Genomic DNA, 21,961 nt, shown 5'->3' with positions numbered 1-21,961 from the left:
GCAGGCCCGGCCGGAGGAGGTCCGCTCAGAGCAGGTCCGCTCAGAGCAGATCGGGGGCATCGACCCTGACGGTCACAGGGCCGGCGGTGCGGCGCACGGCGAGCGAGATCCGCGCCGCGTGCAGGCCATGGGCCACGGCCGGTCCGGCGGCGATCGGGAAGAAGACCAGGGCCTGCGCGGGGTCTCCCGGCACCGGCCCCACGACGCGCACCCCCGGCTGCGAGACGGCCCCGCGTGCTACCTCGAGGAAGGCCTCGACGTTGGCCATGTCGCCGGTGACCGCGGCGGTCCGCACCGCGGGCGGCAGTGCCAGCTCGCGGCGTTGGGCGAGCTCCCGCGAGGCGAAGCCCGCGGGGTCCCAGCGCACGAGCGCCGCCAGCGCCTCGCTCTCCCCCGCGGTGATGACGACCCGGCCGCCGGCCGAGGCGGGCCGGACGAGTGCGGCCGCATTGAGCCACCGTCGGAGGGCCTCCTCGGGCGCCCGCAGGCTCTCGCGGCGCAGGAGCGCCTCCCCGTCGAGCAGCAGTGCGGCCGCATAGCCCCCGGGGGCCAGTGGCTCGGCCCCGACCGTGGCGACGACCAGGGCCGGCGAGTCGGCGACCTCAGACTTGACCGAGTCGCCGGCCGAGGTGACGACTACTGCCCCGGGGAAGGCCCTCCCCAGCTCCTCCGCTGTCCGGAGCGCCCCGATCGCGGTGCGCCGCAGGGCGTGGGAGCCGCAGACGCGGCAGGCGAAGGCGAGCTTGGGAGTCCCGCACCATCGGCAGACCACGAGGCGCTCGCGGCCCGAGGGCTGCTCCGCGAGCGGCCCACAACAGTGGCGGCACCTCGCCGGCTCGCGGCACCGCTCGCAGGCGAGCGAAGGGGCATAGCCCGCGCGGGCGACCTGGACGAGCACCGGGCCCTCGGCCAGGGCCTCGCGGGCCGCGTGCCACGCCGCGTGCGGCAGCCGCGCGACGCGGGCGAGCGGGTCGCGCGCGGATTCCACGCTGTCCGCCGTGCTGGTGATCCGGGGGGTGGCGCCGCGCAGCGCCGCCCTGCCGGGAGCGATGCGCTGCAGCCACCCCGACTCGACGAGACGCTGGGCCTCCACCGAGACCGCATGGCCGGCGAGCAGCACCGCGCAGCCCGCCTGTTCGGCGCGCAGGAGCAGGACCTCGCGGGCATGGAAGTAGGGGGCCCGCGGCTCGAGGTGCATCTCGTCGCCGTCGTCCCAGCAGACCACGAGGCCGAGGTCCTGCACGGGCGCGAACACGGCGCCGCGGGTGCCCACCGCGATCCGGGCGCCGCCCGTGAGGAGTTCGAGGAAGGCCCGGGAGCGTGCGCTCGGGCCGTCCTCGGCGGAGAGGCGGACCGTCCGCTCGCCGGGGACCGCGGCCTCGAGGGCCGCCTGCACCCGCTCGAGGTCCCGGCGGTCAGGGACCACGACGAGCGCCCCGCGTCCCGAGGAGCGGGCGGCGGCCACGGCCGCGGCGATCGTGTGGGGCCACGCATCTGGGCCGTAGCCGTGGGCGGTCTGCAGGGAGGCCCGCGGGCTCCCGCCCGCGGCAAGGTGCCGGAGGAACGCGCCGCCTGGGGTGAGCTCGGCCCAGCCACCGGCACTGCCGCCCGGTGCCGGATCGAACCCCGGTGCCGGATCGAATCCAGGTGCGGGATCGAATCCATGTGCCGGATCCGGTCCCGTCGCAGTATCCGGCCCGTCCACTCGGCGAGGGGCGGGACCGGGCCCCCCGCCAGCGCGGGCGGCGAACTCGGCCTCGACCTTCACGGCCCGCGGCGGCACGGCGAAGCGGAGGACATCGCCCAGGGCACCGGCCCAGCGCTCCGCGACGGCACCCGCCAGCTCGGCGACCTCGGGAGCGAGGACAGGCAGCGGCGAGAGCACGGCGCCCAGGGGTGCCAGCCGCACGCCGGCGTCGGAGGAGTCCCGGCGCTCGAGCAGGAACCCGACGTGCTCGCGGCCGGCGATGCGGACCTTCACACGCACGCCCGGGACGGCCGCCGTGTCCAGCTCCTCGGTGACCAGGTAGTCGAACAGGCGGTCCAGCTGCGGCAGCGGGGACTCGACGCACACGCGCGCCACGGGGCGCTCGGGCGCCGGCCGCGGCCCCGGCGGGGGCTGCTCGGGCAGCGGGAAGCCGGTCAGCAGCGACGGCTGGACGGGCTCGGTGGGCCGCTCGCTCGCGCTCATCGCCCGCGCCTGACGCGGCTCACGCCCCGAAGAAGTCCTTCAGGTCCTGGACGCGGTCGAGCCGCTCCCAGGTGAAGTCGGGCTCTTCGCGCCCGAAGTGGCCGTGCGCGGCCGTCTTGGCGTAGATCGGGCGCTTGAGGTCCAGGGCCTCGATGATCGCCCGGGGCCGGAGGTCGAAGACCTCGCTCACCGCGGCGCTGATGCGCAGAGGGTCGACGCTCTCGGTACCGAAGGTCTCGACGTAGATCCCCACGGGACGCGCCTGGCCGATCGCGTAGGCGACCTGGATTTCGGCGCGCCGTGCGAGGCCGGCGGCCACGACATTCTTCGCGACCCAGCGCATCGCATAGGCGGCGGAGCGGTCCACCTTGGACGGGTCCTTGCCGGAGAAGGCGCCGCCGCCGTGGCGGGCGAACCCGCCGTAGGTGTCCACAATGATCTTGCGGCCGGTCAGGCCGGCATCACCGACCGGGCCCCCGATGATGAAGGCCCCGGCAGGATTGAGGATGCTGCGCACGTGGTCCGACTCGAGCTCGGCCATGGCCAGCACCGGCTTGACGACGTGGTCGGCGAGGTCGGCGCGCAGGGTGGCGAGGTCGGTGCCCTCGGCGTGCTGGCTCGAGATGACGATGGTCTCGACGCTCACGGGCCGGTCGCCGTCGTACCCCACGGTCGCCTGCGTCTTGCCGTCGGGGCGCAGGTACGCGAGCTCGCCGCTCTTGCGGACCTCCGTGAGGCGCTCGGAGAGGCGGTGGGCGAGCCAGATCGGGGTGGGCATGTAGGTGGCCGTCTCGTCGGAGGCGTAGCCGAACATGATGCCCTGGTCGCCGGCGCCCTGGAGGTCGTACTCGTCCTCCATGGTGCCCTCGCGGGCCTCGAGCGAGTTGAACACGCCGTCGAAGATGTCCGAGGACTGCTGGCCGATCGAGACCGACACCCCGCAGCGGGCCCCGTCGAAGCCGTTGGCCGAGGAGTCGTAGCCGATGCCGAGGATGGTGTTGCGCACGATCTGCGGGATCTCGACGTACGCGTCGGTGGTGACCTCGCCCGCGACGTGGACCAGCCCGGTGGTGGCCATCGTCTCGACGGCGACCTTCGACTCCGGATCGGCCGCGAGGAGCGCGTCGAGGATGGAGTCGCTGATCTGGTCGCAGATCTTGTCGGGGTGCCCCTCGGTCACGGATTCGGACGTGAAGAGGCGCAGGGCTGTGGTGCCGGGATCGGGAGCGTGGGTCACTGGTCCACTCTACTGGGTTGCGTCGCGCTACTGGGGCGCGCGGGCCGCCAGCTCGCGCGTGATCCGGCGCACGACGGCGGCCGCGACCTCGTCCTTGCTGCCCGCTGCCTGCTCGGGCGCGCCGCCGTCGCGGGCGAGGATGAGGACCGCGTTGGTGTCCTGGCCGAAGACGCGCTCCGAGCCCGCCGCGTCGGTGCCGACCTCGTTGAGCACGAGCAGTTCGCAGCCCTTGCGGGCGAGCTTGGCCATCCCGTACTCGAGGGCGCTCGAGGCGGCGTCGCCGGTCTCCGCGGCGAAGCCCACGATCAGCTGGCCGGGCTCGGCGTCGTTGCGCCGCTGCACGAGCTCCACGAGGACGTCGGGGTTACGGACGAGCGTGATGACGGGGTCGGCGGCGTCGTCGCGCTTCTTGATCTTGCTGGCCTGCAGCTCGGAGGGCCGGAAGTCGGCCACCGCGGCGGCCATGATGAGCACGTCGGCGCCCGGGGCCTCGGCGAGCATGGCCTCTCGCAGCTCGAGGGCCGAGCCGACGCTGAGGACCCGCGCGCCCTCGGGGGGCGGGACGTCCATGTGGGCTGCGACGAGCGTGACGTCGGCGCCCGCGGCGAGGGCCGAGCGGGCGAGGGCGGCGCCCTGCTTGCCCGAGGACCGGTTCCCGAGGAAGCGGACGGGGTCGAGGGGTTCGCGGGTGCCCCCCGCGGAGACGACGACGCGCCGGCCGGCCAGGGGGCCGGCGGGGCGGTCGGTGCCGGGCGCGCCCGGGCGAGGGCCGGCGTCGGGCGCGGAAGGCCCGTCCACGAGGGCGAGGGCAGCGCGGAAGATCTCCTCCGGCTCCGGGAGCCGGCCGGGGCCCGAGTCGGCGCCGGTGAGCCGCCCGACGGCGGGCTCCAGGACGTGCACCCCCCGTTCCCGCAGAAGCGCCACGTTGGCCCGGGTCGCGGGATGCCGCCACATCTCGGTGTGCATGGCCGGCGCGAGCAGCACCGGGCAGTGTGCCATGAGGAGGGTGTTCGTCAGGAGGTCGTCGGCATGGCCGCCCGCGGCGCGCGCGAGCAGGTCGGCGGTGGCGGGCGCCACGACCACGAGCTCGGCCTCGTGGCCGAGCCGGACGTGGTTGACCGTCTCGACGGCCTCGAAGACGTCAGTGCGCACCGGCTTGCCCGAGAGGGCCTCCCAGGTGGCCTTGCCGACGAAGCTGAGCGCTGCCTCGGTGGGCACCGCGGTGACGCTGTGCCCGGCCTCGGTGAACAGCCGCAGCAGCAGGGCCGCCTTGTAGGCGGCGATGCCGCCGCCCACGCCTAGGACCACGCGCACGCGGCCGACCTCCTCCTGGTCCCTGCTGCTACTGGTCCTCGGACTCGGCGGCAGGCTCTTCCTCGACGGCGGGGGTCGCGACGAGCAGCCCGTCGTTGATCTCGCGCAGGGCGATGGAGAGCGGCTTCTCGTTCAGCCGGGTGTCCACGAGCGGGCCGACGTACTCGAAGAGGCCCTCGTGCAGCTGGGCGTAGTAGGCGTTGATCTGCCGGGCACGCTTCGCGCCGAAGATCACGAGGCCGTATTTCGAGTCGGACTTCGTCAGGAGGTCGTCGATCGGCGGGTTGATGATGCCTTCGGGGGTCGAGGACACAGTGGGTCTCCAATGCTCTTTCGTAGCGGATGGCCGGCGCGCTAGCGCGACGCGGGCCGGGCGTGCGGCGTCAGTCCCATGAGTGACACAAGCTCATCTGCCGCGCGCTTCACGTCGTCGTTGACGACGGTGACGTCGAACTCGGGCTCGGCAGCGAGCTCTATTTTAGCCGTTTCGAGGCGGCGCTGCTGTTCCTCGGCGGTTTCGGTGCCCCGGCCGCGCAGGCGGCGCACCATTTCGTCCCAGCTCGGAGGGGCCAGGAACACGAACTGCGCGTCCGGCATCGCGGCCTTGACCTGCCGGGCGCCCTGGAGGTCGATCTCGAGGAGGACGTGCTTGCCGGCCGCGATCGCCTCCTCGACCGTGCGGCGCAGTGTCCCGTAGCGGTTCTGCCCGTGGACCACGGCCCACTCGAGGAATGCGTCCTCGGCGACGAGCCGCTCGAACTCGGTGGGGCCCACGAAGTAGTAGTGGACGCCGTCGACCTCGCCCTCGCGCGGGGCCCGGGTCGTGGCAGAGACGGAGAGCCACACCTCCGGGTAGGTGTCCCGGATGTAGGTCGAGACCGTGCCCTTGCCCACGGCGGTGGGCCCTGCGAGGACGGTCAGCCCGCCATGCCCGGCCTCGGATGCGGCCGTCTGGTCCTGTGCGTGCTCCACGCTGTCCCTTCGTCAGAGCCCGGGACGCCCCGGGCATGCTTCAGCCTGCCAGAAAATCTACCAGCGCGCGCCGCTGGTGGACGCCGAGGCCCCTGAGGCGGCGGCTCGGTGCGATGCCGAGTGTGGCGAGGATCGCCTGGGCACGCACGGGTCCGATGCCGCGCAGGCATTCGAGCATCTCGGTGACCTTCAGCCGTGCCAGCGCCTCGTCGTGGTCTGCCCGGGCGAGCAACTCCTCGACGGTCAGCTCCCCCGAGTGGAGTGCGGCCTTGGCCCGTGAGCGGATCCCGCGCGCCTCGACGGCCTTCCCGAGTGCCGCGCGCCTCTCCTCGGGTGTCAGGGGTTCCAAGGCCACTGCGCCGCCTCCGTGCTCGCCCGGATCGCTCGGGAGCCCGCGGCCACAGCGGCGCGCGGACTCCCCTAGAAAGTAGACGGCGGGAGTCAGGCCCGCAAGCCCTCGAGGGTCCGCTCGGCGCGCGCCCGCACGCCGCGCGGCTCGGGGCCGCCGGCGAGGATGTCCCTGCTGGACGTCCCCAGAACCCGGGGGTAGGCCGGACCGAACGTCTCCCTCAGGACCGCGGGGGTGGCCCCCTGGGCGCCGAGGCCCGGGGCGAGGATCGGGCCGCCCATCGCGGCGAGGTCGAGGCCGAGGCGGCCGATCGCGTCCCCGACTGTGGCCCCGACGACGAGGCCCACCGAGCCGTGGCCGCGCTGGGCGCCCGCGTACCGCCCGTTCTCGGCGGCCGCGGCGTCCACGACGCGCCGGGCCACCGAGGAGTCCCCGCCCACGTGCTGGACCGAGGCGCCCTCGGGGTTGGAGGTCAGCGCGAGCACGAACACGCCGCGGCCGGTCTCCGCCGCGGTCTCGAGGGCGGGCCGCAGCGACTCGAACCCGAGGTACGGGCTGAGGGTGACGGCGTCCGCCGCGAGCGGGGACCCCTCCCCCAGCCATGCCTGGGCGTACGCCGCCATGGTGGACCCGATGTCGCCGCGCTTGGCGTCGGCGATCGTGAGCAGTCCGGCGTCCGCCGAGGCCGCGAGGAGCTCCTCGAGCGCGGCGATGCCGGCCGAGCCGTGGCGCTCGTAGAGCGCCACCTGCGGCTTGAGCGCCGCGGCGACGTCGACGACCCCCTCGAGGACCGCGGCCGAGAAGCGGCGGAGGCCCTCGGCGTCGTCCGTCAGCCCCCACGCCGCCAGCAGCGACGGGTGGGGGTCGACGCCGACGCACAGCGGCCCCCTGGCGGCCATGGCCGCAGCGAGCCGCTCCCCGAAGGGCGCGCGGCCCGCCGGGCGGCCCGTGGGCTCAGGCACGGGCCGGCTCCACGGCCTCCTCGGCCGGGGCGGCCGAGCCGCCGCGGACCGAGGCGGCGTGCTCCTGCAGGCTCGTGACGTCCCACTCGAAGCTGCGCATGGCCTCGATCGCGAGGACGGCGAAGTTGAACTCCGCCACCGTCGTGATGCAGGGCTTGCCGACCGAGGTGGCCGCGGCACGGATCTCGTAGCCGTCGCCGCGCGCGGCGCCGCCCGAGGGCGTGTTGAAGACCATGTCGACCTTGCCCTCGTTGATCAGGTCCACGATCGTGCCCTCGCCGCCGTCGCTGACCTTGCGGACCACGGTGGCGGTGATGCCGTTGCGGTTGAGCACGGCGGCGGTGCCGCCGGTGGAGAGGATCTCGAAGCCGAGGTCGGAGAGCTTCTTCACCGCCATGATGATCGAGCGCTTGTCCCGGTTGGCCACCGAGACGAAGACCCGGCCCGAGGTCGGCAGCGAGCTGTTCGCCGCCGCCTGGCTCTTGGCGAAGGCCGTGTCGAAGTGCTTGTCGATGCCCATGACCTCGCCGGTCGAACGCATCTCCGGCCCGAGCAGGCTGTCCACCACGGTGCCCGCCGGCGTGCGGAAGCGGCTGAACGGGAGCACGGCCTCCTTCACGGCCACCGGTGCGCTGTCGGGCAGCACCGCGCCGTCGCCGGTCTCGGGCAGCATGCGGTAGGCGCTGCGCAGCTGTTTGATCGTCACGCCCGTGCCGATGAGGGCTGCGGCTTTGGCGAGCTGGACCCCGGTGGCCTTCGAGACGAACGGCACGGTGCGGGAGGCGCGGGGGTTGGCCTCGAGCACGTAGAGCACGTCCGCGGCGAGGGCGAACTGGATGTTGATCAGCCCGCGGACGCCCACGCCCGCCGCGATCGCCTCGGTGGCGGCCCGGACGCGCTCGGCCACGTCGGTGCCGAGGGTGACCGGGGGCAGCACGCACGCGGAGTCGCCGGAGTGGATGCCGGCCTCCTCGATGTGCTCCATGATGCCGCCCAGGTACAGGTCGGTGCCGTCGTAGAGGGCGTCGACGTCGATCTCGATCGCGTCCTCGAGGAAGCGGTCGATCAGGACCGGGTGGTCCGGGGTGATCTCGGTCGCGTTGTCGATGTACCGACGCAGGTTCGGCTCGTCGTAGACGATCTCCATGCCGCGGCCGCCGAGGACGTACGAGGGCCGCACGAGGACGGGGTAGCCGATCTCGCTGGCGATCCGCCGGGCCTCCTCGAAGGAGACGGCGGTGCCGTTCTTGGGCGCGACGAGCCCGGCGTCGTCGAGCACCTTCGCGAACGCGCCGCGGTGCTCGGCGAGGTCGATCGCCTCGGGCGAGGTGCCCAGGATCGGCACCCCCGCGTCGGCGAGCTGCTGGGCCAGCTTCAGGGGGGTCTGGCCCCCGAGCTGGACGAACACGCCGATGACGCCGCCCGTGCGCTCCTCCGCCGCGATGACCTCGAGCACGTCCTCGAGCGTGAGCGGCTCGAAGTACAGGCGCGTGGAGATGTCGTAGTCGGTGGAGACGGTCTCCGGGTTGCAGTTGACCATGACCGTCTCGTAGCCGGCCTTGCGCAGCGCCATCGTGGCGTGCACGCACGAGTAGTCGAATTCGATGCCCTGGCCGATGCGGTTGGGGCCCGAACCGAGGATGACCACCGAGGGCTTCTTGTGGAGCTCGACCTCGTCCTCCTCGTCGTAGGACGAGTAGTGGTACGGCGTGTAGGCGGCGAACTCGGCCGCGCACGTGTCCACGGTCTTGTAGACCGGGCGGACGCCGAGCGCCTGCCGGACGCCGCGGACCACGGCCTCCGACGAGTGGGTCAGGGCGCCGATCTGCTCGTCCGAGAAGCCGTGGCGCTTGGCCAGGCGGAGCACGTCCTCGGTGAGGGCGGGTGCGGCCTTGATCTCGGCGGCGACCTCGTTCAGGAGGGTGAGCTGGTCGAGGAACCAGGGGTCGATCTTCGTCGCCTCGAACAGCTCCTCGACGCTCGCGCCGCCGAGGAGGGCACGCTGGACCTGGGCCAGGCGCTGGGTCGTGGGCCGCTTGGCCTGCTCGACGAGGTCGGCGACCTCGTACTCCGGGACCGGGGAGAAGTCGAGCTGGGCGCCCTTCTGCTCGAGCGAGCGGAGCGCCTTCTGCAGGGCCTCGGTGAAGTTGCGGCCGAGGGCCATCGCCTCGCCCACGCTCTTCATCGTGGTCGTGAGGGTGGGGTCCGCAGCGGGGAACTTCTCGAACGCGAAGCGGGGAACCTTCACGACCACATAGTCGAGCGTCGGCTCGAAGCTCGCCGGGGTCTTCTGCGTGATGTCGTTCGGGATCTCGTCGAGCGTGTACCCGAGCGAGAGCTTCGTGGCGATCTTCGCGATCGCGAATCCGGTGGCCTTGGAGGCCAGCGCCGAGGAGCGCGAGACGCGCGGGTTCATCTCGATCACGACGACGCGTCCGGTGGCGGGATCGACGGCGAACTGGATGTTGCAGCCGCCCGTGTCCACGCCGACCTCGCGGATGACGGCGATCGCGACGTCCCGCAGCTTCTGGTACTCGCGGTCCGTGAGCGTCAGCGCCGGGGCGACGGTGATCGAGTCCCCGGTGTGGACGCCGACCGGATCGAAGTTCTCGATCGAGCACACGACGACGACGTTGTCGTTCTTGTCGCGCATCATCTCGAGCTCGTACTCCTTCCAGCCGAGGATGCTCTCCTCCAGGAGCACCTCGGTGGTCGGGCTGTACTGCAGGCCCGCGCCGGCGATACGGTGCAGGTCCTCCGCGTTGTAGGCCATCCCGGAGCCGAGGCCGCCCATCGTGAAGGAGGGGCGGACCACGACGGGATAGCCGAGGTCCTCGACCGCCGTGAGCGCCTCGTCCATGGTGTGGACGATGTGGCTGCGGGCGCTCTCCGCGCCGCAGCGCTCGACCACGCCCTTGAACTTCTCGCGGTCCTCGCCGAGCTCGATCGCGGCGATGTTCGCGCCGATGAGCTCGACGCCGTACTTCTCGAGGACGCCGTTCTTGTCCAGCGCGATCGCGGTGTTGAGCGCGGTCTGTCCGCCCAGGGTCGGAAGGACCGCGTCCGGGCGCTCCTTGGCGATGATCTTCTCGACGACGTCCGGGGTGATCGGCTCGACGTAGGTCGCGTCGGCGAGCTCCGGGTCGGTCATGATCGTGGCCGGGTTCGAGTTGACGAGGATGACCCGCAGGCCCTCCTCCTTGAGCACCCGGATGGCCTGCGTGCCGGAGTAGTCGAACTCTGCCGCCTGGCCGATGACGATCGGCCCGGAGCCGATGACCAGGACGCTCTTCAGGTCTGTGCGCTTGGGCATTACTTCGCTTCCTCGGTCTCGGGGGTCTTGGTGCTCGCGGACGACGACTCCATCAGCGCGATGAAGCGGTCGAACAGGTACGCGGCGTCGTGCGGGCCGGCCGCGGCCTCGGGGTGGTACTGGACGGAGAACGCCGGGATGTCGAGGCAGGCGAGGCCCTCGACGACCTGGTCGTTGAGGCTGAGGTGGGAGACCTCGACGCGGCCGTAGCGTTCCTCCGGCGCGGTGGTGGCGCCCTCGAGCGGGGCGTCCACGGCGAAGCCGTGGTTCTGGCTCGTGATCTCCACCTTGCCCGTGCGGCGGTCGATGACCGGCTGGTTGATGCCGCGGTGGCCGTAGCGCAGCTTGTAGGTCCCGAAGCCGAGGGCCCGGCCGAGGATCTGGTTGCCGAAGCAGATGCCGAAGTAGGGCAGCTTCTCGTCGAGGACCGAGCGCAGCAGGCGCACCTGGGCGTCCGCGGTGGCGGGGTCGCCGGGGCCATTGGACATGAAGAAGCCGTCGGGGTCGACCGCCCGCACGTCCTCGATGGTCGCGGTGGCGGGCAGCACGTGCACCCGGACCCCGCGCTCGGCGAAGCGGTGCGGCGTCATGGCCTTGATGCCGAGGTCGATCGCCGCGATCGTGAAGCGGGGCTCGCCCTCCCAGCCGTGCGCGGACGGCTCGACCGTGTACGCGGCGTCGACGCTGACCTCCTCGGCCAGGCGGGCGCCCTCCATGGGTGCGCTCGCGCGCACGGCCTCGAGGAGCTCCTGCTCGGGGCGGCGCGCGGCGTCGCCTGAGAAGATCGCGGCGCGCATGGTCTTGTGCTCGCGCAGGTGGCGGGTGATCGCGCGGGTGTCGACTCCCTGGATGCCCACGATCCCCTGGGCCTCGAGCTCCTCGTCCAGGCTGCGCTCGCTGCGCCAGTTCGAGGGGCGGCGCGCGGGGTCGCGGACCACGTAGCCGGCCACCCAGATGCGGCGGGACTCGGCGTCCTCGCTGTTCACTCCGGTGTTGCCGATGTGGGGTGCGGTCTGGACGACGATCTGCCGGGCGTAGGAGGGATCGGTGATCGTCTCCTGGTATCCCGTCATGCCCGTCGCGAAGACGGCCTCCCCGAGGGTCGTGCCCACGGTCCCGTAGCTGTGGCCGCGGAACATCGTGCCGTCCTCGAGCACGAGGACGGCGGGCTGCCGCGTCCTGGTGCCCTGCGCCGGGGCGCCTGCGGCTGCCGCTGTCCCTGCTTCTGGCCCGCTGGTGGCGTTCTCAGTCACTGCTCACTCTTTCCCTGACCCGCGGCGCTTCCGGCCGCGGAACCCATCACATTCTCGATTGCTGCCACGAGGGCGTTCTTCTCTTCGGCGTAGCGGGGACGGAACCCCGTCTCGACGGCGGTCCCCCCGAGGAGCCAGCCGACGACGACGAGGCCGTCCTTCTCGACGAACTTCCCGGCCATGCCGGAGGCGAGGCCCACCTCCTGCAGGTCCTCGCGCGGGATGAAGAAGTCGCTGGATCCTGCTCGGTCGAAGACCAGGCCGTCGTCCAGGACCACCGCGTCCGCCCCGGTGCGCACGCCGAGGCCGTGGGCCGCCACCCGGTCGAGCCAGTCGCCCGCCGTCGTCGTGGCGACGTACTGGCCGCTGCACCGGAGGCGCTCGGCGCCGGCGTCCTCTGGGACCGCGCGGGGCGCCGCGATGCCCGACTGCCGTCTGAGCCGGCCCCGCCACCCGACCCACATGAGCGCGGCGAGGACCACAGCGAGGGCGAGCATCGCCAGGCCCGGTCCGAGGCGGTCCATCAGCGCTCCCCCGGGTGGGCGCCGGCGAAGGCCGGGTGCGGGGTGGTGAGCGCGCCGTCGAGCACCGTCGGGTGGCCGGCGTAGAAGGTCGCGACGACCCGGCCCGGCAGTTCTCGGCCGGCGAAGGGCGAGTTGCGGCCCTTCGTCGCCTGGGCCGCGGGGTCGACGGTCCAGCGGGCGGCCGGGTCCACGAGCACCAGGTGGGCCGGTTCGCCCTCGGCGAGGGGGCGACCGTGGTCGCTGTCCCGGCCGATCCTCGCCGGTGCCTCCGACATCGAGCGGGCCACGTCGCGCCAGCCCATGAGGCCGGTCTCGACCATCGCGAGCTGGACGACCGAGAGTGCCGTCTCGAGCCCTGTCATGCCCATCGCCGCCTGCACCCACTCGCATTCCTTGTGCTCGCTCGGGTGCGGGGCGTGGTCGGTCCCGACGACGTCGATGGTGCCGTCGGCGAGGGCCGCGCGCAGCGCCTCGACGTCGTCGTGCGTCCGCAGCGGCGGGTTGACCTTGTAGACCGGGTCGTAGGTGCGCACGAGCTCGTCGGTGAGCATCAGGTGGTGCGGGGTGACCTCGGCGGTCACGTCGATGCCGCGGGCCTTGGCCCAGCGGATGATGTCCACCGACCCCGCAGTGGAGACGTGGCAGACGTGCAGGCGCGATCCCACGTGCTGGGCGAGCAGGACGTCGCGGGCAATGATGCTCTCCTCGGCGACGGCCGGCCAGCCCGGGAGGCCGAGGACCGAGGACACGGCGCCCTCGTTCATCTGGGCGCCGGCTGTCAGCCGCGGCTCCTGGGCGTGCTGGGCGACGACGCCGTCGAAGGCCTTGACGTACTCGAGGGCCCGGCGCATGAGGACCGGGTCGTGGACGCACATGCCGTCGTCGGAGAACATCCGCACGGCCGCGGCGGACTCGGCCATCGCGCCGAGCTCGGCAAGCCGCTCCCCCTTCAGGCCCACGGTCACGGCCCCGACGGGCCGCACGTCCGCCCAGCCGGCGCGGCGTCCGAGGTGGGCGACCTGCTCGACGACCCCGGCGGTGTCGGCGACGGGATTGGAGTTGGCCATCGCGTGCACGGCGGTGTAGCCGCCGAGGGCCGCCGCCTTCGAGCCCGTCTCGACCGTCTCCGCATCCTCGCGGCCCGGCTCCCGCAGGTGGGTGTGGACGTCCACGAGCCCGGGCAGCGCGACCAGGCCGTCGGCGTCGACCACGGTGGCGCCGGTGGCCTCGAGGCCGGAGCCCACGGCGGCGATCACGCCGTCGGCGACGAGGAGGTCCGCCGGGGTCTCGCCGTACAGTGCGGCCCCCCGGACGAGGTAGCGCGGCGAAGTCGTCATGAGGCTGTCTCCTTCAGCTCGGGGGCGGCCACGGGGTACTCCGCGGATCCGCCGGACATCAGCAGGTAGAGCACGGCCATGCGCACGGAGACCCCGTTGGCGACCTGCTTGAGGACCTGGGACCGTTCCGAGTCCGCGGCGGCCGAGGAGATCTCGAGCCCGCGCACCATCGGTCCGGGGTGCAGGATGACGGTGTCCTTCAGCCCCAGCTCGGACAGGCGGGCAAAACGCTCGTCGCCGAGGCCCCAGCGGCGGGAGTACTCGCCCGTGGAGGGGAAGTAGGAGGCGTTCATGCGCTCGGCCTGGACGCGCAGCATCATGATGGCGTCCGGGCGCGAGGCGATGGCCTCGTCGAGGTCGTACGTGACCTCGCACGGCCAGCCGTCGACGCCGATCGGCAGGAGCGTCGGCGGTGCGACGAGGGTCACGTGCGCCCCGAGGGTGGCCAGCAGCCACACGTCCGAGCGGGCGACGCGCGAGTGGAGGATGTCGCCGACGATGAGGACGCGCGCGCCGGCGAGGTCGGCCCCCGCGGAGGAGGTGCCGGCGAGGCGCGAGAGGTGCCGCCTCAGCGTGAACGCATCGAGCAGCGCCTGGGTCGGGTGCTCGTGGGTCCCGTCCCCCGCGTTGACCACGGCGGCGCTGATCCAGTCGGTCACCGCGAGCCGGTGGGCCGCGCCGGAGGCCGAGTGGCGGAGGACGACGGCGTCGGCACCGATGGCCTCGAGAGTCTGGGCCGTGTCCTTGAGGGACTCGCCCTTCGAGACGGACGAGCCCTTCGCCGCGAAGTTGATCACGTCCGCGGAGAGCCGCTTGGCGGCCGCCTCGAACGAGATGCGCGTGCGGGTGGAGTCCTCGAAGAACAGGTTCACCACGGTGCGTCCGCGCAGGGCGGGCAGCTTCTTGACCTCGCGCGAGTTGACCGCGCTCATCTCCTCGGCGGTGTCGAGGATGCGGATCGCGTCCTCGGCGGAGAGGTCCTTCGTCGAGAGCAGGTGCTTCACCGGGCCGCCTCCTCGGGGCCCTCGATCGCCACGAGGTCCTCGGGGAAGCCGGACCCGGCATCGACCTCTGCGAGGCGCACGCGGACCTTCTCCGCGCGGGACGTCGGCAGGTTCTTGCCGACGTGGTCGGCGCGGATCGGCAGTTCGCGGTGGCCGCGGTCGACGAGGACCGCCAGGCGCACGGAGCGGGGCCTGCCGAGGTCCACGAGGGCATCGAGGGCGGCGCGGATCGTCCGGCCCGAGAACAGCACGTCGTCGACGAGCACGACGACCTTGTCGTCGATGCCTCCGGCCGGGAGGATCGTGCGGGCCGGCGGACGGGTGGGCTGGCGCGAGAGGTCGTCGCGGAACATCGTGATGTCGAGCTGGCCGACGACGGCGGCCGGGTCCACACCGGGATCGGCGGCGGCGAGCTTCGCCGCGAGCCGGACCGCGAGCGGGTAGCCCCGGCGCGGGATGCCGAGGAGGACCAGCCCCGCGGGGCCGCGGTTGGCTTCGAGGATTTCGTGCGCAATGCGCGTCAGTGCCCGGTCGATGTCGCCCCCTGAGAGGACAACCCGTCCGGCACTCACGCTGCGCTCTTCTGCAGAGGCAGGTGCCACAGCAGACCCCTTTCCCCGCCTCACAGGACGGAATTAAATGAGGAAAACTGTCGATCCAAGTTATCACAGGCCCCGCCGCTGCCGGCGGCCGGTGTGCCCGCCGTCACGCGAGCTCCCGCGCCGCCGGGCGGGAGGCCGCGGCGCGGCGCTAGCCTTGGGCCATGACGAGCAACGAGCCGCCGCGATGGCAGCAGCCCGAGCCCGGAAGCTACGTCCCGCCGCCCCGCCCCTGGCAGGCGGCTGAGCCTGCCGCGAGTCCCCCGGCGCCCGCCCCGGAGGCGGTCCGGGCGTCCGGGCCGACGGGCGCGGCGGGCGCGGTGGGCGGGGCATGGCCGCCCCTTGCGGTGCCGCCTGCGCGCGGGCTGCGTCTGGGCGGCGGGGCGCTCGCGGTGCTCGTCGGCGGGGGCGCGGCGCTGCTTGCGGCGCTGGCCGTGGTGGTGCCCTTCCTGCTGCGCGCCACCGGGAGCTCCGGGCTGCTGGTGGGCTTCCTGCTCTCGCTGTTCCCCTTGGCCATCGTGCTGCTGGCGGTGTTCGCCGTGGACCGGTGGGAGCCGGAGCCGAGGCGCCTGATCGTCCTGGCCCTGGTCTGGGGCGCCGTGATGGCGGTCGCGGCGACCACGCTGGTCCAGCCCGTGTTCCTCGACGCGTTCGGCCCACGTTCCGGCGCCGCCCAGACCATGCGCTTCCTGGCCACGGTCGAGGCGCCGATGGTGGAGGAGAGCGCCAAGGGGCTGGGGCTGCTCATCCTCATGCTCGCGGCCCGGAAGTACGTTGACGGGCCGGTGGACGGGATCGTCTACGGCATGACGATCGCCGCTGGGTTCGCGTTCACCGAGAACATCCTCTACTTCGGCCGGCTCTTCAGCGAGACCTCCGGATCCGCCGCGTCGCTGGCCGTCATCTTCACGATGCGCGGGGTCCTGTCCCCGTTCGCCCACGCCATGTTCACCGGAACGCTCGGCCTGGTCATGGGGCTCGCGGCCCGGCGCTGGAGCCCGGGGCTCGTGGTCGGAGCGTTCCTCGTGGGCCTCGCGCCGGCGATGCTCCTGCACAACATCTGGAACAGCGGCGGGGAAGACTTCTTCCTCCTGTACGTCCTGGTCCAGATCCCGCTGTTCGGCGCCGCGACGGTGGGGGTGTACTTCCTGCGGCGCGCCGAGGCGCGGCTCACGCATGAACGCCTGCTCGAGTACGCCCAGGCCGGCTGGTTCTCGCCCCTCGAAGTCGAGATGCTCGCGACCCCGCGGGGCCGCAGCGCGGGCCTGAAGTGGGCCACGGGGCTGGGGCGGGGTCCCGCGCTGCGGGCGTTCATCCGCACTGCGACGGACCTCGCGGCGGCGCGCCAGCGCGCGCTCAGCGGACGGGACGTGCGCGGCTACGCCGCGTCCCAGCAGGAGCTCCTGGACCGGATCGGACGCGAACGCGACGCGCTCCTCGGAGTGTCGGGCGGCCACCCGCAGCTTTAAACGGGAACGGCCGCCCGCGGCTGTGGACCGGGGACGGCCGCCTCGCTGAGGTGCCTCAGGCGAGCAGGGTCGGCTTGAGCTCCTGGAGCCGGCCGAGGAGTCCGTTGACGAAGCTCGGGGACTCGTCGGTGGACATGGTGCGGGCCAGGGCCACGGCCTCGCTCACGGCGACGGCGTCGGGGACGTCGTCGTTGAAGAGCAGCTCCCACAGGCCGATGCGGAGGATGACGCGGTCGACCGCGGGCATGCGCTCGAGCGTCCAGCCCTGCGCGTAGGTCCGCAGGATCTCATCGATCTGGGACTGCCGGGCCGTCACGCCGTCGACGATCTCGACGGTGTAGGGGTTGATCACCTGCTCGGTGCGGTCCCGGCGGCCCTGGATGGCCACCGAAGCCGGGACGCCGCGCTGCTCCGCCTCGAAGAGGATGTCGAGGGCCCGCGCACGGGCCTTTCCACGGGCGCTCACTAGTCGTTGACACGTCCCAGGTAGCCGCCGTCGCGGGTGTCGACCTTGACCTTGGTCCCGGTCTCGAGGAACAGCGGCACCTGGATCTCGTAGCCGGTCTCCACCGTGGCGGGCTTGGTGCCTGCGGAGGAGCGGTCGCCCTGGAGGCCCGGCTCGGTGTAGGTGATCTCGAGGGTCACGCTCGGCGGGAGCTCGACGTAGAGCGGGTTGCCCTCGTGCAGCGCGATGAGCACCGTCTGGTTCTCGAGCATGAAGTTCGCGGCGTTGCCGACCGTCTCGCCCACGACCGTGATCTGGTCGTAGGTGTCGGTGTCCATGAAGACGAAGTCGGCGCCGTCCTTGTACAGGTACTGGAAGTCACGGCGGTCCACCGTGGCGGTGTCGATCTTGGTGCCGGCGTTGAAGGTCCTGTCGACGACCTTGCCGGAGAGCACGTTGCGCAGCTTGGTACGCACGAACGCACCGCCCTTGCCCGGCTTCACGTGCTGGAACTCGATGACGTTCCACAGCTGGCCGTCCAGGTTCAGCACGGTGCCGTTCTTGATGTCGTTGGTGGTTGCCACGTGGCGCCTCTCGTTGCGTTCGTCTCGTCAAATCCGCAGACCATTCTAACCAGAGCGCGCCGCCCGGCCGTCACTGCTCGCGGCTGCGCAGCTCGCGGGCCCGGCCGAGGGCCACCGTCGAGGAGTAGATGAGGCTCGCATCGGCCGACGCGGCGACCCTGAGGTCGAGCGCCTGGGAGAAGGCCTTCTCCGCCGCGGCGTAGTTCCCGCGGGAGAACTGGATCTTGCCCAGGTACTGCAGGACCATCGCCTCGTTGGGGGTGCCCTTCGACTCGGCCAGGAGCTGCTGGGCGCGCTCCACGGCGCGGTCGTTGCGGTTGCCGGCCCGCAGCACGTCGAGTTCGAGCACCTTGAGCCGGAAGGACTCGGGATCGGCGTAGCGGGCCTCCACGAGGATCTCCGCCGCCGCGCTCACGCGCCCCCGGGCGAGCTCGACGAGCGCGTGGTCGCGGGGATCCGTGCTGGCCGCCAGGGCCCCGGTGCAGCGTTCCTCGTCGACGACCTCTGTGTCCAAGGTCTCCGGGTTGACCGCAACGCCCGGGAAGCCCGCGTCCGGCCACTCGCGGCGGTCGCTGATCATTCTGCGGCTCCCTGCGCGATCTCCTGGTAGGCGGCGAACAGCAGCGACGCGTCGGGGACCTCGAGGATCCCGGGCTTGGCGACGTCGTCCAGCACGACGAACCGCAGGAGGTCGCCGCGGGCCTTCTTGTCCCGCCGCATGCCGTCCAGGAGCGCCTGCCAGCGGTCCCCACGGTACGTGGTCGGGAGCCCGAGGGAGGTCAGGATGCTCCGGTGGCGGTCGGCGGTCGCGTCGTCGAGCCGGCCCACGCTGCGGGCCAGCTCGGCGGCGAACATCATGCCCACGCTCACCGCGGCGCCGTGCCGCCATGCGTAGCGCTCGGCGAGCTCGATCGCGTGGCCCAGGGTGTGGCCGTAGTTGAGCACCTCGCGCAGGCCGGCCTCCTTGAAGTCCGCCGAGACGACCTTGGCCTTGACCGCGATGGAGCGCTCGATCAGCTCGCGCACCACGTCCGAGGCGGGATCGGCGACCGCCTCGGGGTCCCTCTCGATCAGGTCCAGGATCGTGGGGTCCGCGATGAACCCGCACTTGACCGCCTCCGCCATGCCCGTGAGCAGTTCGTTGCGGGGCAGCGTCGCGAGGGCGTCGAGGTCTGCCAGCACGGCCGCCGGCGGGTGGAAGACGCCGACGAGGTTCTTTCCCTCCGCGGTGTTGATCCCCGTCTTGCCGCCCACGGCGGCGTCGACCATCGCGAGCAGGCTCGTGGGCAGGTGCACCACGCGGACGCCGCGCAGCCAGGTCGCCGCGACGAAGCCGGCCACGTCGGTCACCGCTCCCCCGCCCACCGAGACGATCGCGTCCGAGCGGGTGAAGTCGTTCTGCCCCAGGACCTGCCAGCAGAACGCGGCAACCTGGATGTGCTTCCCCTCCTCGGCGTCGGGGATCTCGGCCGTGAGGGCGGTGAACCCGTCGGCCTCGAGCGACGCGCGGACGGCGTCGCCCGTGGCCCGCAGGGCCCGCGGGTGGATCACGAGCACGCGGCGGACGCGCTCGCCGAGGGCCGGGGCGAGCCGGTCGAGCAGGCCGTGCCCGACGACCACGTCGTAGTTCTCGGCGGGCGTGCTGCCCGTGACCTTGATGACCGCAGCGTCGCTGCTCATGCGATGACTCCCTCGGTGGCGCGGCGGCTCCCGGCCGCGATCGTGCCTGCAATCAGGGCGGCAACCTCGGCCGCAGTGTTCTGGCCTGTGTCCACGCTCAGCGTCGCAAGGTCCTCGAAGACGGGACGTCGGCGGTCCATGAGCGCCTTCCAGCTGTTCTCGGCGTCGCCGTGCAGGAGCGGCCGGTCCGCGCTGCCCACCAGCCGCGGGGCGACGTCGTCCCAGGAGGCCCGCAGGTACACGCGGTGCACGTCGGCGAGCAGTGCCCGGGTTTCGGCCCGCAGCACCGACCCTCCCCCGAGGGCCAGCACGAGGCCCTCGGGATGCCGCTGCGCGAGGACCTGCGCGATGACGTCCGCCTCCGCCTGCCGGAAGGCCTCCTCGCCGTGCGCGGCGAAGATCTCCGGGATGGGTCCGTGCTGTGCCACGACGAGGGCGTCCGTGTCGAGGAAGCGCGCGCCGAGCAGCTCGGCAAGGGCCGCTCCCACCGAACTCTTGCCCGAGGCCATCGGGCCGAACAGCACGATGGGGCGGTCCGGCCGGCCGCCGGCCGCGGTCATCCCGCCACCGAGTCGAGCGCTGCCGGAATCGAGGCGAGGAACGACTCGAGGTTGCGGCGCGTCTCCGCGACGGAGTCGCCGCCGAACTTCTCGAGGACGGCCTGCGCGAGCACGAGCGCGACCATGGCCTCGGCGACGACGCCCGCGGCGGGGACCGCGCAGACGTCCGAGCGCTGGTGGTGGGCCTTGGCGGCCTCGCCCGTGGCCACGTCGACGGTACGGAGGGCGCGCGGGACGGTGGCGATGGGCTTCATCGCGGCGCGCACGCGCAGGACGTCGCCGATGCTCATCCCGCCCTCGATGCCACCGGCACGGTTGGTGGACCGGACGATCTTCCCGTTCGGCTCGCGCACGATCTCGTCGTGCGCCGCGGAGCCGCGCCGGCCAGCTGTGCGGAATCCGTCGCCGACCTCCACGCCCTTGATTGCCTGGATGCCCATGAGCGCACCGGCGAGGCGCGCGTCGAGCCGGCGGTCCCAGTGGACGTAGCTGCCGAGGCCCGGGGGAAGGCCGTACGCGAGGACCTCGACGACGCCGCCGAGGGTCTCGCCCTCCTTGTGGGCGGCGTCCACCTCGGCGACCATGGCCTCGGAGGTCTCCGCGTGGAAGCAGCGCAGCGGGTCGGCGTCGAGCGCGCCGACGTCGGCGGGCTGCGGGAGCGGGGCGTCCTCGGGGACGGCGACCCCGGCGATCTGCGTTGTGTGGCTCACGAGGTCGATCCCGAGCTCGGCGAGGAACGCCGCCGCGGCGGTGCCCAGGGCTACGCGCGCCGCCGTCTCGCGGGCCGAGGCCCTCTCCAGGACCGGGCGGGCCTCGTCGAAGCCGTACTTCTGCATGCCGGTGAAGTCTGCGTGGCCCGGGCGCGGCCGGGTCAGCGGGGCGTTGCGTGCCTGGCCCTCGAGCTCCGCGGGGTCGACCGGGTCGGAGGCCATGATCTGCTCCCACTTGGGCCATTCCGTGTTGCCGACCTGGATCGCCACGGGGCCGCCCTGGGTCCTGCCGTGCCGCACCCCGCCGAGGATGGTGACCTCGTCGGCCTCGAACTTCATGCGCGCGCCGCGGCCGTAGCCCAGGCGGCGGCGCGCGAGGGCCCGGCGGATGTCCTCGCTCGTGAGGGCGACGCCGGCCGGGAGTCCCTCGAGGATGCCTACGAGTGCCGGGCCATGAGACTCACCGGCCGTCAACCAACGCAACATGACATCAATCCTGCCACGCGGCGGCGCTATGCCGTGCGCTGGGGTACGCCCACTGAGGCGCACATCACATCTATGACGGCCCGCGACCGGGCGTCCTGGCGGCCCGTGAACAGCACGATCTGCTCGACCGCCTGGTAGACGAGCATCTCGAGTCCGTGCAGGACGCGCCCTCCGCGCCCCTCCCACGCCGCGGCCAGCCTGCTGGGCCACGGATCGTAGGCGACGTCGAGCAGCACGTGCTCGCCGCCGTCGTCCGCGGGGATGGTGGCCAGCTCTGCCGCGAGCCCGTCCGCGGCGCGCGGCGGCAGGGTGCTGACGACGGCGTCTGCCGCAGCGAGGCGCGCGGCTCCCCCGTCGAGCGGCGAGACGGCCACTTGGAGGCCGAGCCTCGTGGCCAGCGCGGCGGCCTCGCCGGAGCGGGAGGCGTCGCGCACGAGGAACTCGACGCGGCGGGCGCCGAGCCGGGCGACGGCGGCGACGGAGGCCAGTGCCGTGTTGCCGGCGCCGACGACCACGGGACGGTGCACGGCCTCCATGCCGGCGTGTCGGAAGGACTCGGTGATGCCGAGGACGTCCGTGTTGTGGCCCACGAGGACCGTGCCCGCGGCCGAGGCCTCGACGACCACCGTGTTGAGCACGCCGAGCTCGGCGGCGAGCCCCTCGACCCGGTCCACGAGCGGCACGAAGGCGGCCTTGAGCGGCATCGTGACCGACAGGCCGCGCCAGCCCGGTTCGCGGCGCACGCGCGCCGCGAAGGCCGGGAGCTGCTCCTCGGTGAGGTCGAAGGAGCCGTACTCCATGTCGATGCCCAGGGCGCGGTAGGCCGCGCGGTGGAGCGCCGGCGACCTCGAGTGGCCGATAGGGTGGCCGAGGACGGCGGCGCGGGCCGCTGTCTCCGGCCCTGCGGTCACTGGCACTTGCCCGGGTTGGCGGTGCACCACTGCTCGTACTGGGCCACGTAGCCCTGGTGCT

21 protein-coding genes are annotated in these 21,961 nt (G+C 72.8%); 1 reads left to right on the top strand and 20 read right to left on the bottom strand.

The window, feature by feature from the left end; all coding sequences use genetic code 11:
• Positions 1-40: 40 nt before the first annotated feature.
• The 13 genes from ACYVKZ_RS09910 to pyrR form a co-directional block, all read right to left on the bottom strand.
• A complete protein-coding gene (locus tag ACYVKZ_RS09910; protein WP_460992022.1) occupies positions 41-2,191 on the bottom strand; it encodes a primosomal protein N' family DNA-binding protein in 2,151 nt (716 codons plus the stop codon).
• A 19-nt stretch (positions 2,192-2,210) separates the two neighbouring features.
• On the bottom strand, positions 2,211-3,428 hold the full coding sequence (metK, locus tag ACYVKZ_RS09905) for a methionine adenosyltransferase (protein ID WP_460992020.1): 1,218 nt from the start codon (positions 3,426-3,428) through the stop codon (positions 2,211-2,213).
• Positions 3,429-3,455: 27 nt separating this feature from the next.
• Positions 3,456-4,742 carry a bifunctional phosphopantothenoylcysteine decarboxylase/phosphopantothenate synthase gene (locus ACYVKZ_RS09900; protein WP_460992019.1) on the bottom strand — a complete coding sequence of 429 codons (1,287 nt, stop codon included), beginning with the start codon at positions 4,740-4,742 and terminating at the stop codon, positions 3,456-3,458.
• Between the two features lie 28 nt (positions 4,743-4,770).
• On the bottom strand, positions 4,771-5,055 hold the full coding sequence (gene rpoZ, locus ACYVKZ_RS09895; protein ID WP_307008611.1) for a DNA-directed RNA polymerase subunit omega: 285 nt from the start codon (positions 5,053-5,055) through the stop codon (positions 4,771-4,773).
• 41 nt (positions 5,056-5,096) lie between these two features.
• The gene (gmk, locus tag ACYVKZ_RS09890; RefSeq protein ID WP_460992017.1) at positions 5,097-5,714 is read right to left on the bottom strand and encodes a guanylate kinase; all 618 of its coding nucleotides are present in this window, start codon (positions 5,712-5,714) and stop codon (positions 5,097-5,099) included.
• Positions 5,715-5,754: 40 nt separating this feature from the next.
• The gene (gene mihF / locus ACYVKZ_RS09885) at positions 5,755-6,069 is read right to left on the bottom strand and encodes an integration host factor, actinobacterial type (RefSeq protein ID WP_307008615.1); all 315 of its coding nucleotides are present in this window, start codon (positions 6,067-6,069) and stop codon (positions 5,755-5,757) included.
• 86 nt (positions 6,070-6,155) lie between these two features.
• Positions 6,156-7,025: an orotidine-5'-phosphate decarboxylase gene (gene pyrF / locus ACYVKZ_RS09880; RefSeq protein ID WP_460992015.1), complete on the bottom strand. Its 870-nt coding sequence runs from the start codon at positions 7,023-7,025 to the stop codon at positions 6,156-6,158.
• Complete coding sequence (gene carB, locus ACYVKZ_RS09875) at positions 7,018-10,338, bottom strand: carbamoyl-phosphate synthase large subunit (protein WP_460992014.1); 3,321 nt, start codon at positions 10,336-10,338, stop codon at positions 7,018-7,020. The genes pyrF and carB overlap by 8 nt, the downstream gene beginning before the upstream one ends.
• Positions 10,338-11,495 (bottom strand): glutamine-hydrolyzing carbamoyl-phosphate synthase small subunit, encoded by a 1,158-nt coding sequence (gene carA, locus ACYVKZ_RS09870; protein ID WP_460992446.1) that lies wholly within the window; start codon positions 11,493-11,495, stop codon positions 10,338-10,340. The genes carB and carA overlap by 1 nt, the downstream gene beginning before the upstream one ends.
• Before the next feature lie 92 nt (positions 11,496-11,587).
• On the bottom strand, positions 11,588-12,115 hold the full coding sequence (locus tag ACYVKZ_RS09865; RefSeq protein ID WP_460992012.1) for a PH-like domain-containing protein: 528 nt from the start codon (positions 12,113-12,115) through the stop codon (positions 11,588-11,590).
• A complete protein-coding gene (locus ACYVKZ_RS09860) occupies positions 12,115-13,452 on the bottom strand; it encodes a dihydroorotase (RefSeq protein ID WP_460992010.1) in 1,338 nt (445 codons plus the stop codon). Before ACYVKZ_RS09860 ends, ACYVKZ_RS09865 begins: the two co-directional genes overlap by 1 nt.
• Positions 13,449-14,456 carry an aspartate carbamoyltransferase catalytic subunit gene (locus tag ACYVKZ_RS09855; protein WP_460992009.1) on the bottom strand — a complete coding sequence of 336 codons (1,008 nt, stop codon included), beginning with the start codon at positions 14,454-14,456 and terminating at the stop codon, positions 13,449-13,451. Before ACYVKZ_RS09855 ends, ACYVKZ_RS09860 begins: the two co-directional genes overlap by 4 nt.
• The gene (pyrR, locus tag ACYVKZ_RS09850) at positions 14,453-15,028 is read right to left on the bottom strand and encodes a bifunctional pyr operon transcriptional regulator/uracil phosphoribosyltransferase PyrR (protein ID WP_460992007.1); all 576 of its coding nucleotides are present in this window, start codon (positions 15,026-15,028) and stop codon (positions 14,453-14,455) included. Before pyrR ends, ACYVKZ_RS09855 begins: the two co-directional genes overlap by 4 nt.
• 191 nt (positions 15,029-15,219) lie before the next feature.
• Here pyrR and ACYVKZ_RS09845 point away from each other — a divergent pair, with 191 nt between their 5' ends.
• A complete protein-coding gene (locus ACYVKZ_RS09845; RefSeq protein ID WP_460992006.1) occupies positions 15,220-16,524 on the top strand; it encodes a PrsW family intramembrane metalloprotease in 1,305 nt (434 codons plus the stop codon).
• Between the two features lie 55 nt (positions 16,525-16,579).
• On the opposite strand, the gene nusB is transcribed toward ACYVKZ_RS09845, so the two are convergent.
• The 7 genes from nusB to ACYVKZ_RS09810 form a co-directional block, all read right to left on the bottom strand.
• Positions 16,580-16,990, bottom strand: coding sequence for a transcription antitermination factor NusB (nusB, locus tag ACYVKZ_RS09840; RefSeq protein ID WP_460992004.1), 411 nt, complete (start codon positions 16,988-16,990; stop codon positions 16,580-16,582).
• Positions 16,990-17,553 (bottom strand): elongation factor P, encoded by a 564-nt coding sequence (gene efp / locus ACYVKZ_RS09835; RefSeq protein ID WP_460992003.1) that lies wholly within the window; start codon positions 17,551-17,553, stop codon positions 16,990-16,992. Before efp ends, nusB begins: the two co-directional genes overlap by 1 nt.
• Before the next feature lie 70 nt (positions 17,554-17,623).
• Positions 17,624-18,133, bottom strand: a complete 510-nt coding sequence (locus tag ACYVKZ_RS09830; protein ID WP_460992002.1) for a tetratricopeptide repeat protein — start codon at positions 18,131-18,133, stop codon at positions 17,624-17,626.
• Positions 18,130-19,233, bottom strand: a complete 1,104-nt coding sequence (aroB, locus tag ACYVKZ_RS09825) for a 3-dehydroquinate synthase (RefSeq protein WP_460992000.1) — start codon at positions 19,231-19,233, stop codon at positions 18,130-18,132. Before aroB ends, ACYVKZ_RS09830 begins: the two co-directional genes overlap by 4 nt.
• Positions 19,230-19,793, bottom strand: a complete 564-nt coding sequence (locus tag ACYVKZ_RS09820) for a shikimate kinase (RefSeq protein ID WP_460991999.1) — start codon at positions 19,791-19,793, stop codon at positions 19,230-19,232. The genes aroB and ACYVKZ_RS09820 overlap by 4 nt, the downstream gene beginning before the upstream one ends.
• Positions 19,790-20,989: a chorismate synthase gene (aroC, locus tag ACYVKZ_RS09815; protein WP_460991998.1), complete on the bottom strand. Its 1,200-nt coding sequence runs from the start codon at positions 20,987-20,989 to the stop codon at positions 19,790-19,792. Before aroC ends, ACYVKZ_RS09820 begins: the two co-directional genes overlap by 4 nt.
• 26 nt (positions 20,990-21,015) lie before the next feature.
• Positions 21,016-21,906 carry a shikimate dehydrogenase gene (locus ACYVKZ_RS09810; protein WP_460991997.1) on the bottom strand — a complete coding sequence of 297 codons (891 nt, stop codon included), beginning with the start codon at positions 21,904-21,906 and terminating at the stop codon, positions 21,016-21,018.
• Positions 21,907-21,961 lie beyond the last annotated feature (55 nt).

The organism is Sinomonas soli, from assembly GCF_054782415.1.
Note: the sequence above shows the minus strand (reverse complement) of the source record. Positions and strands in the feature narration are given on the sequence as shown.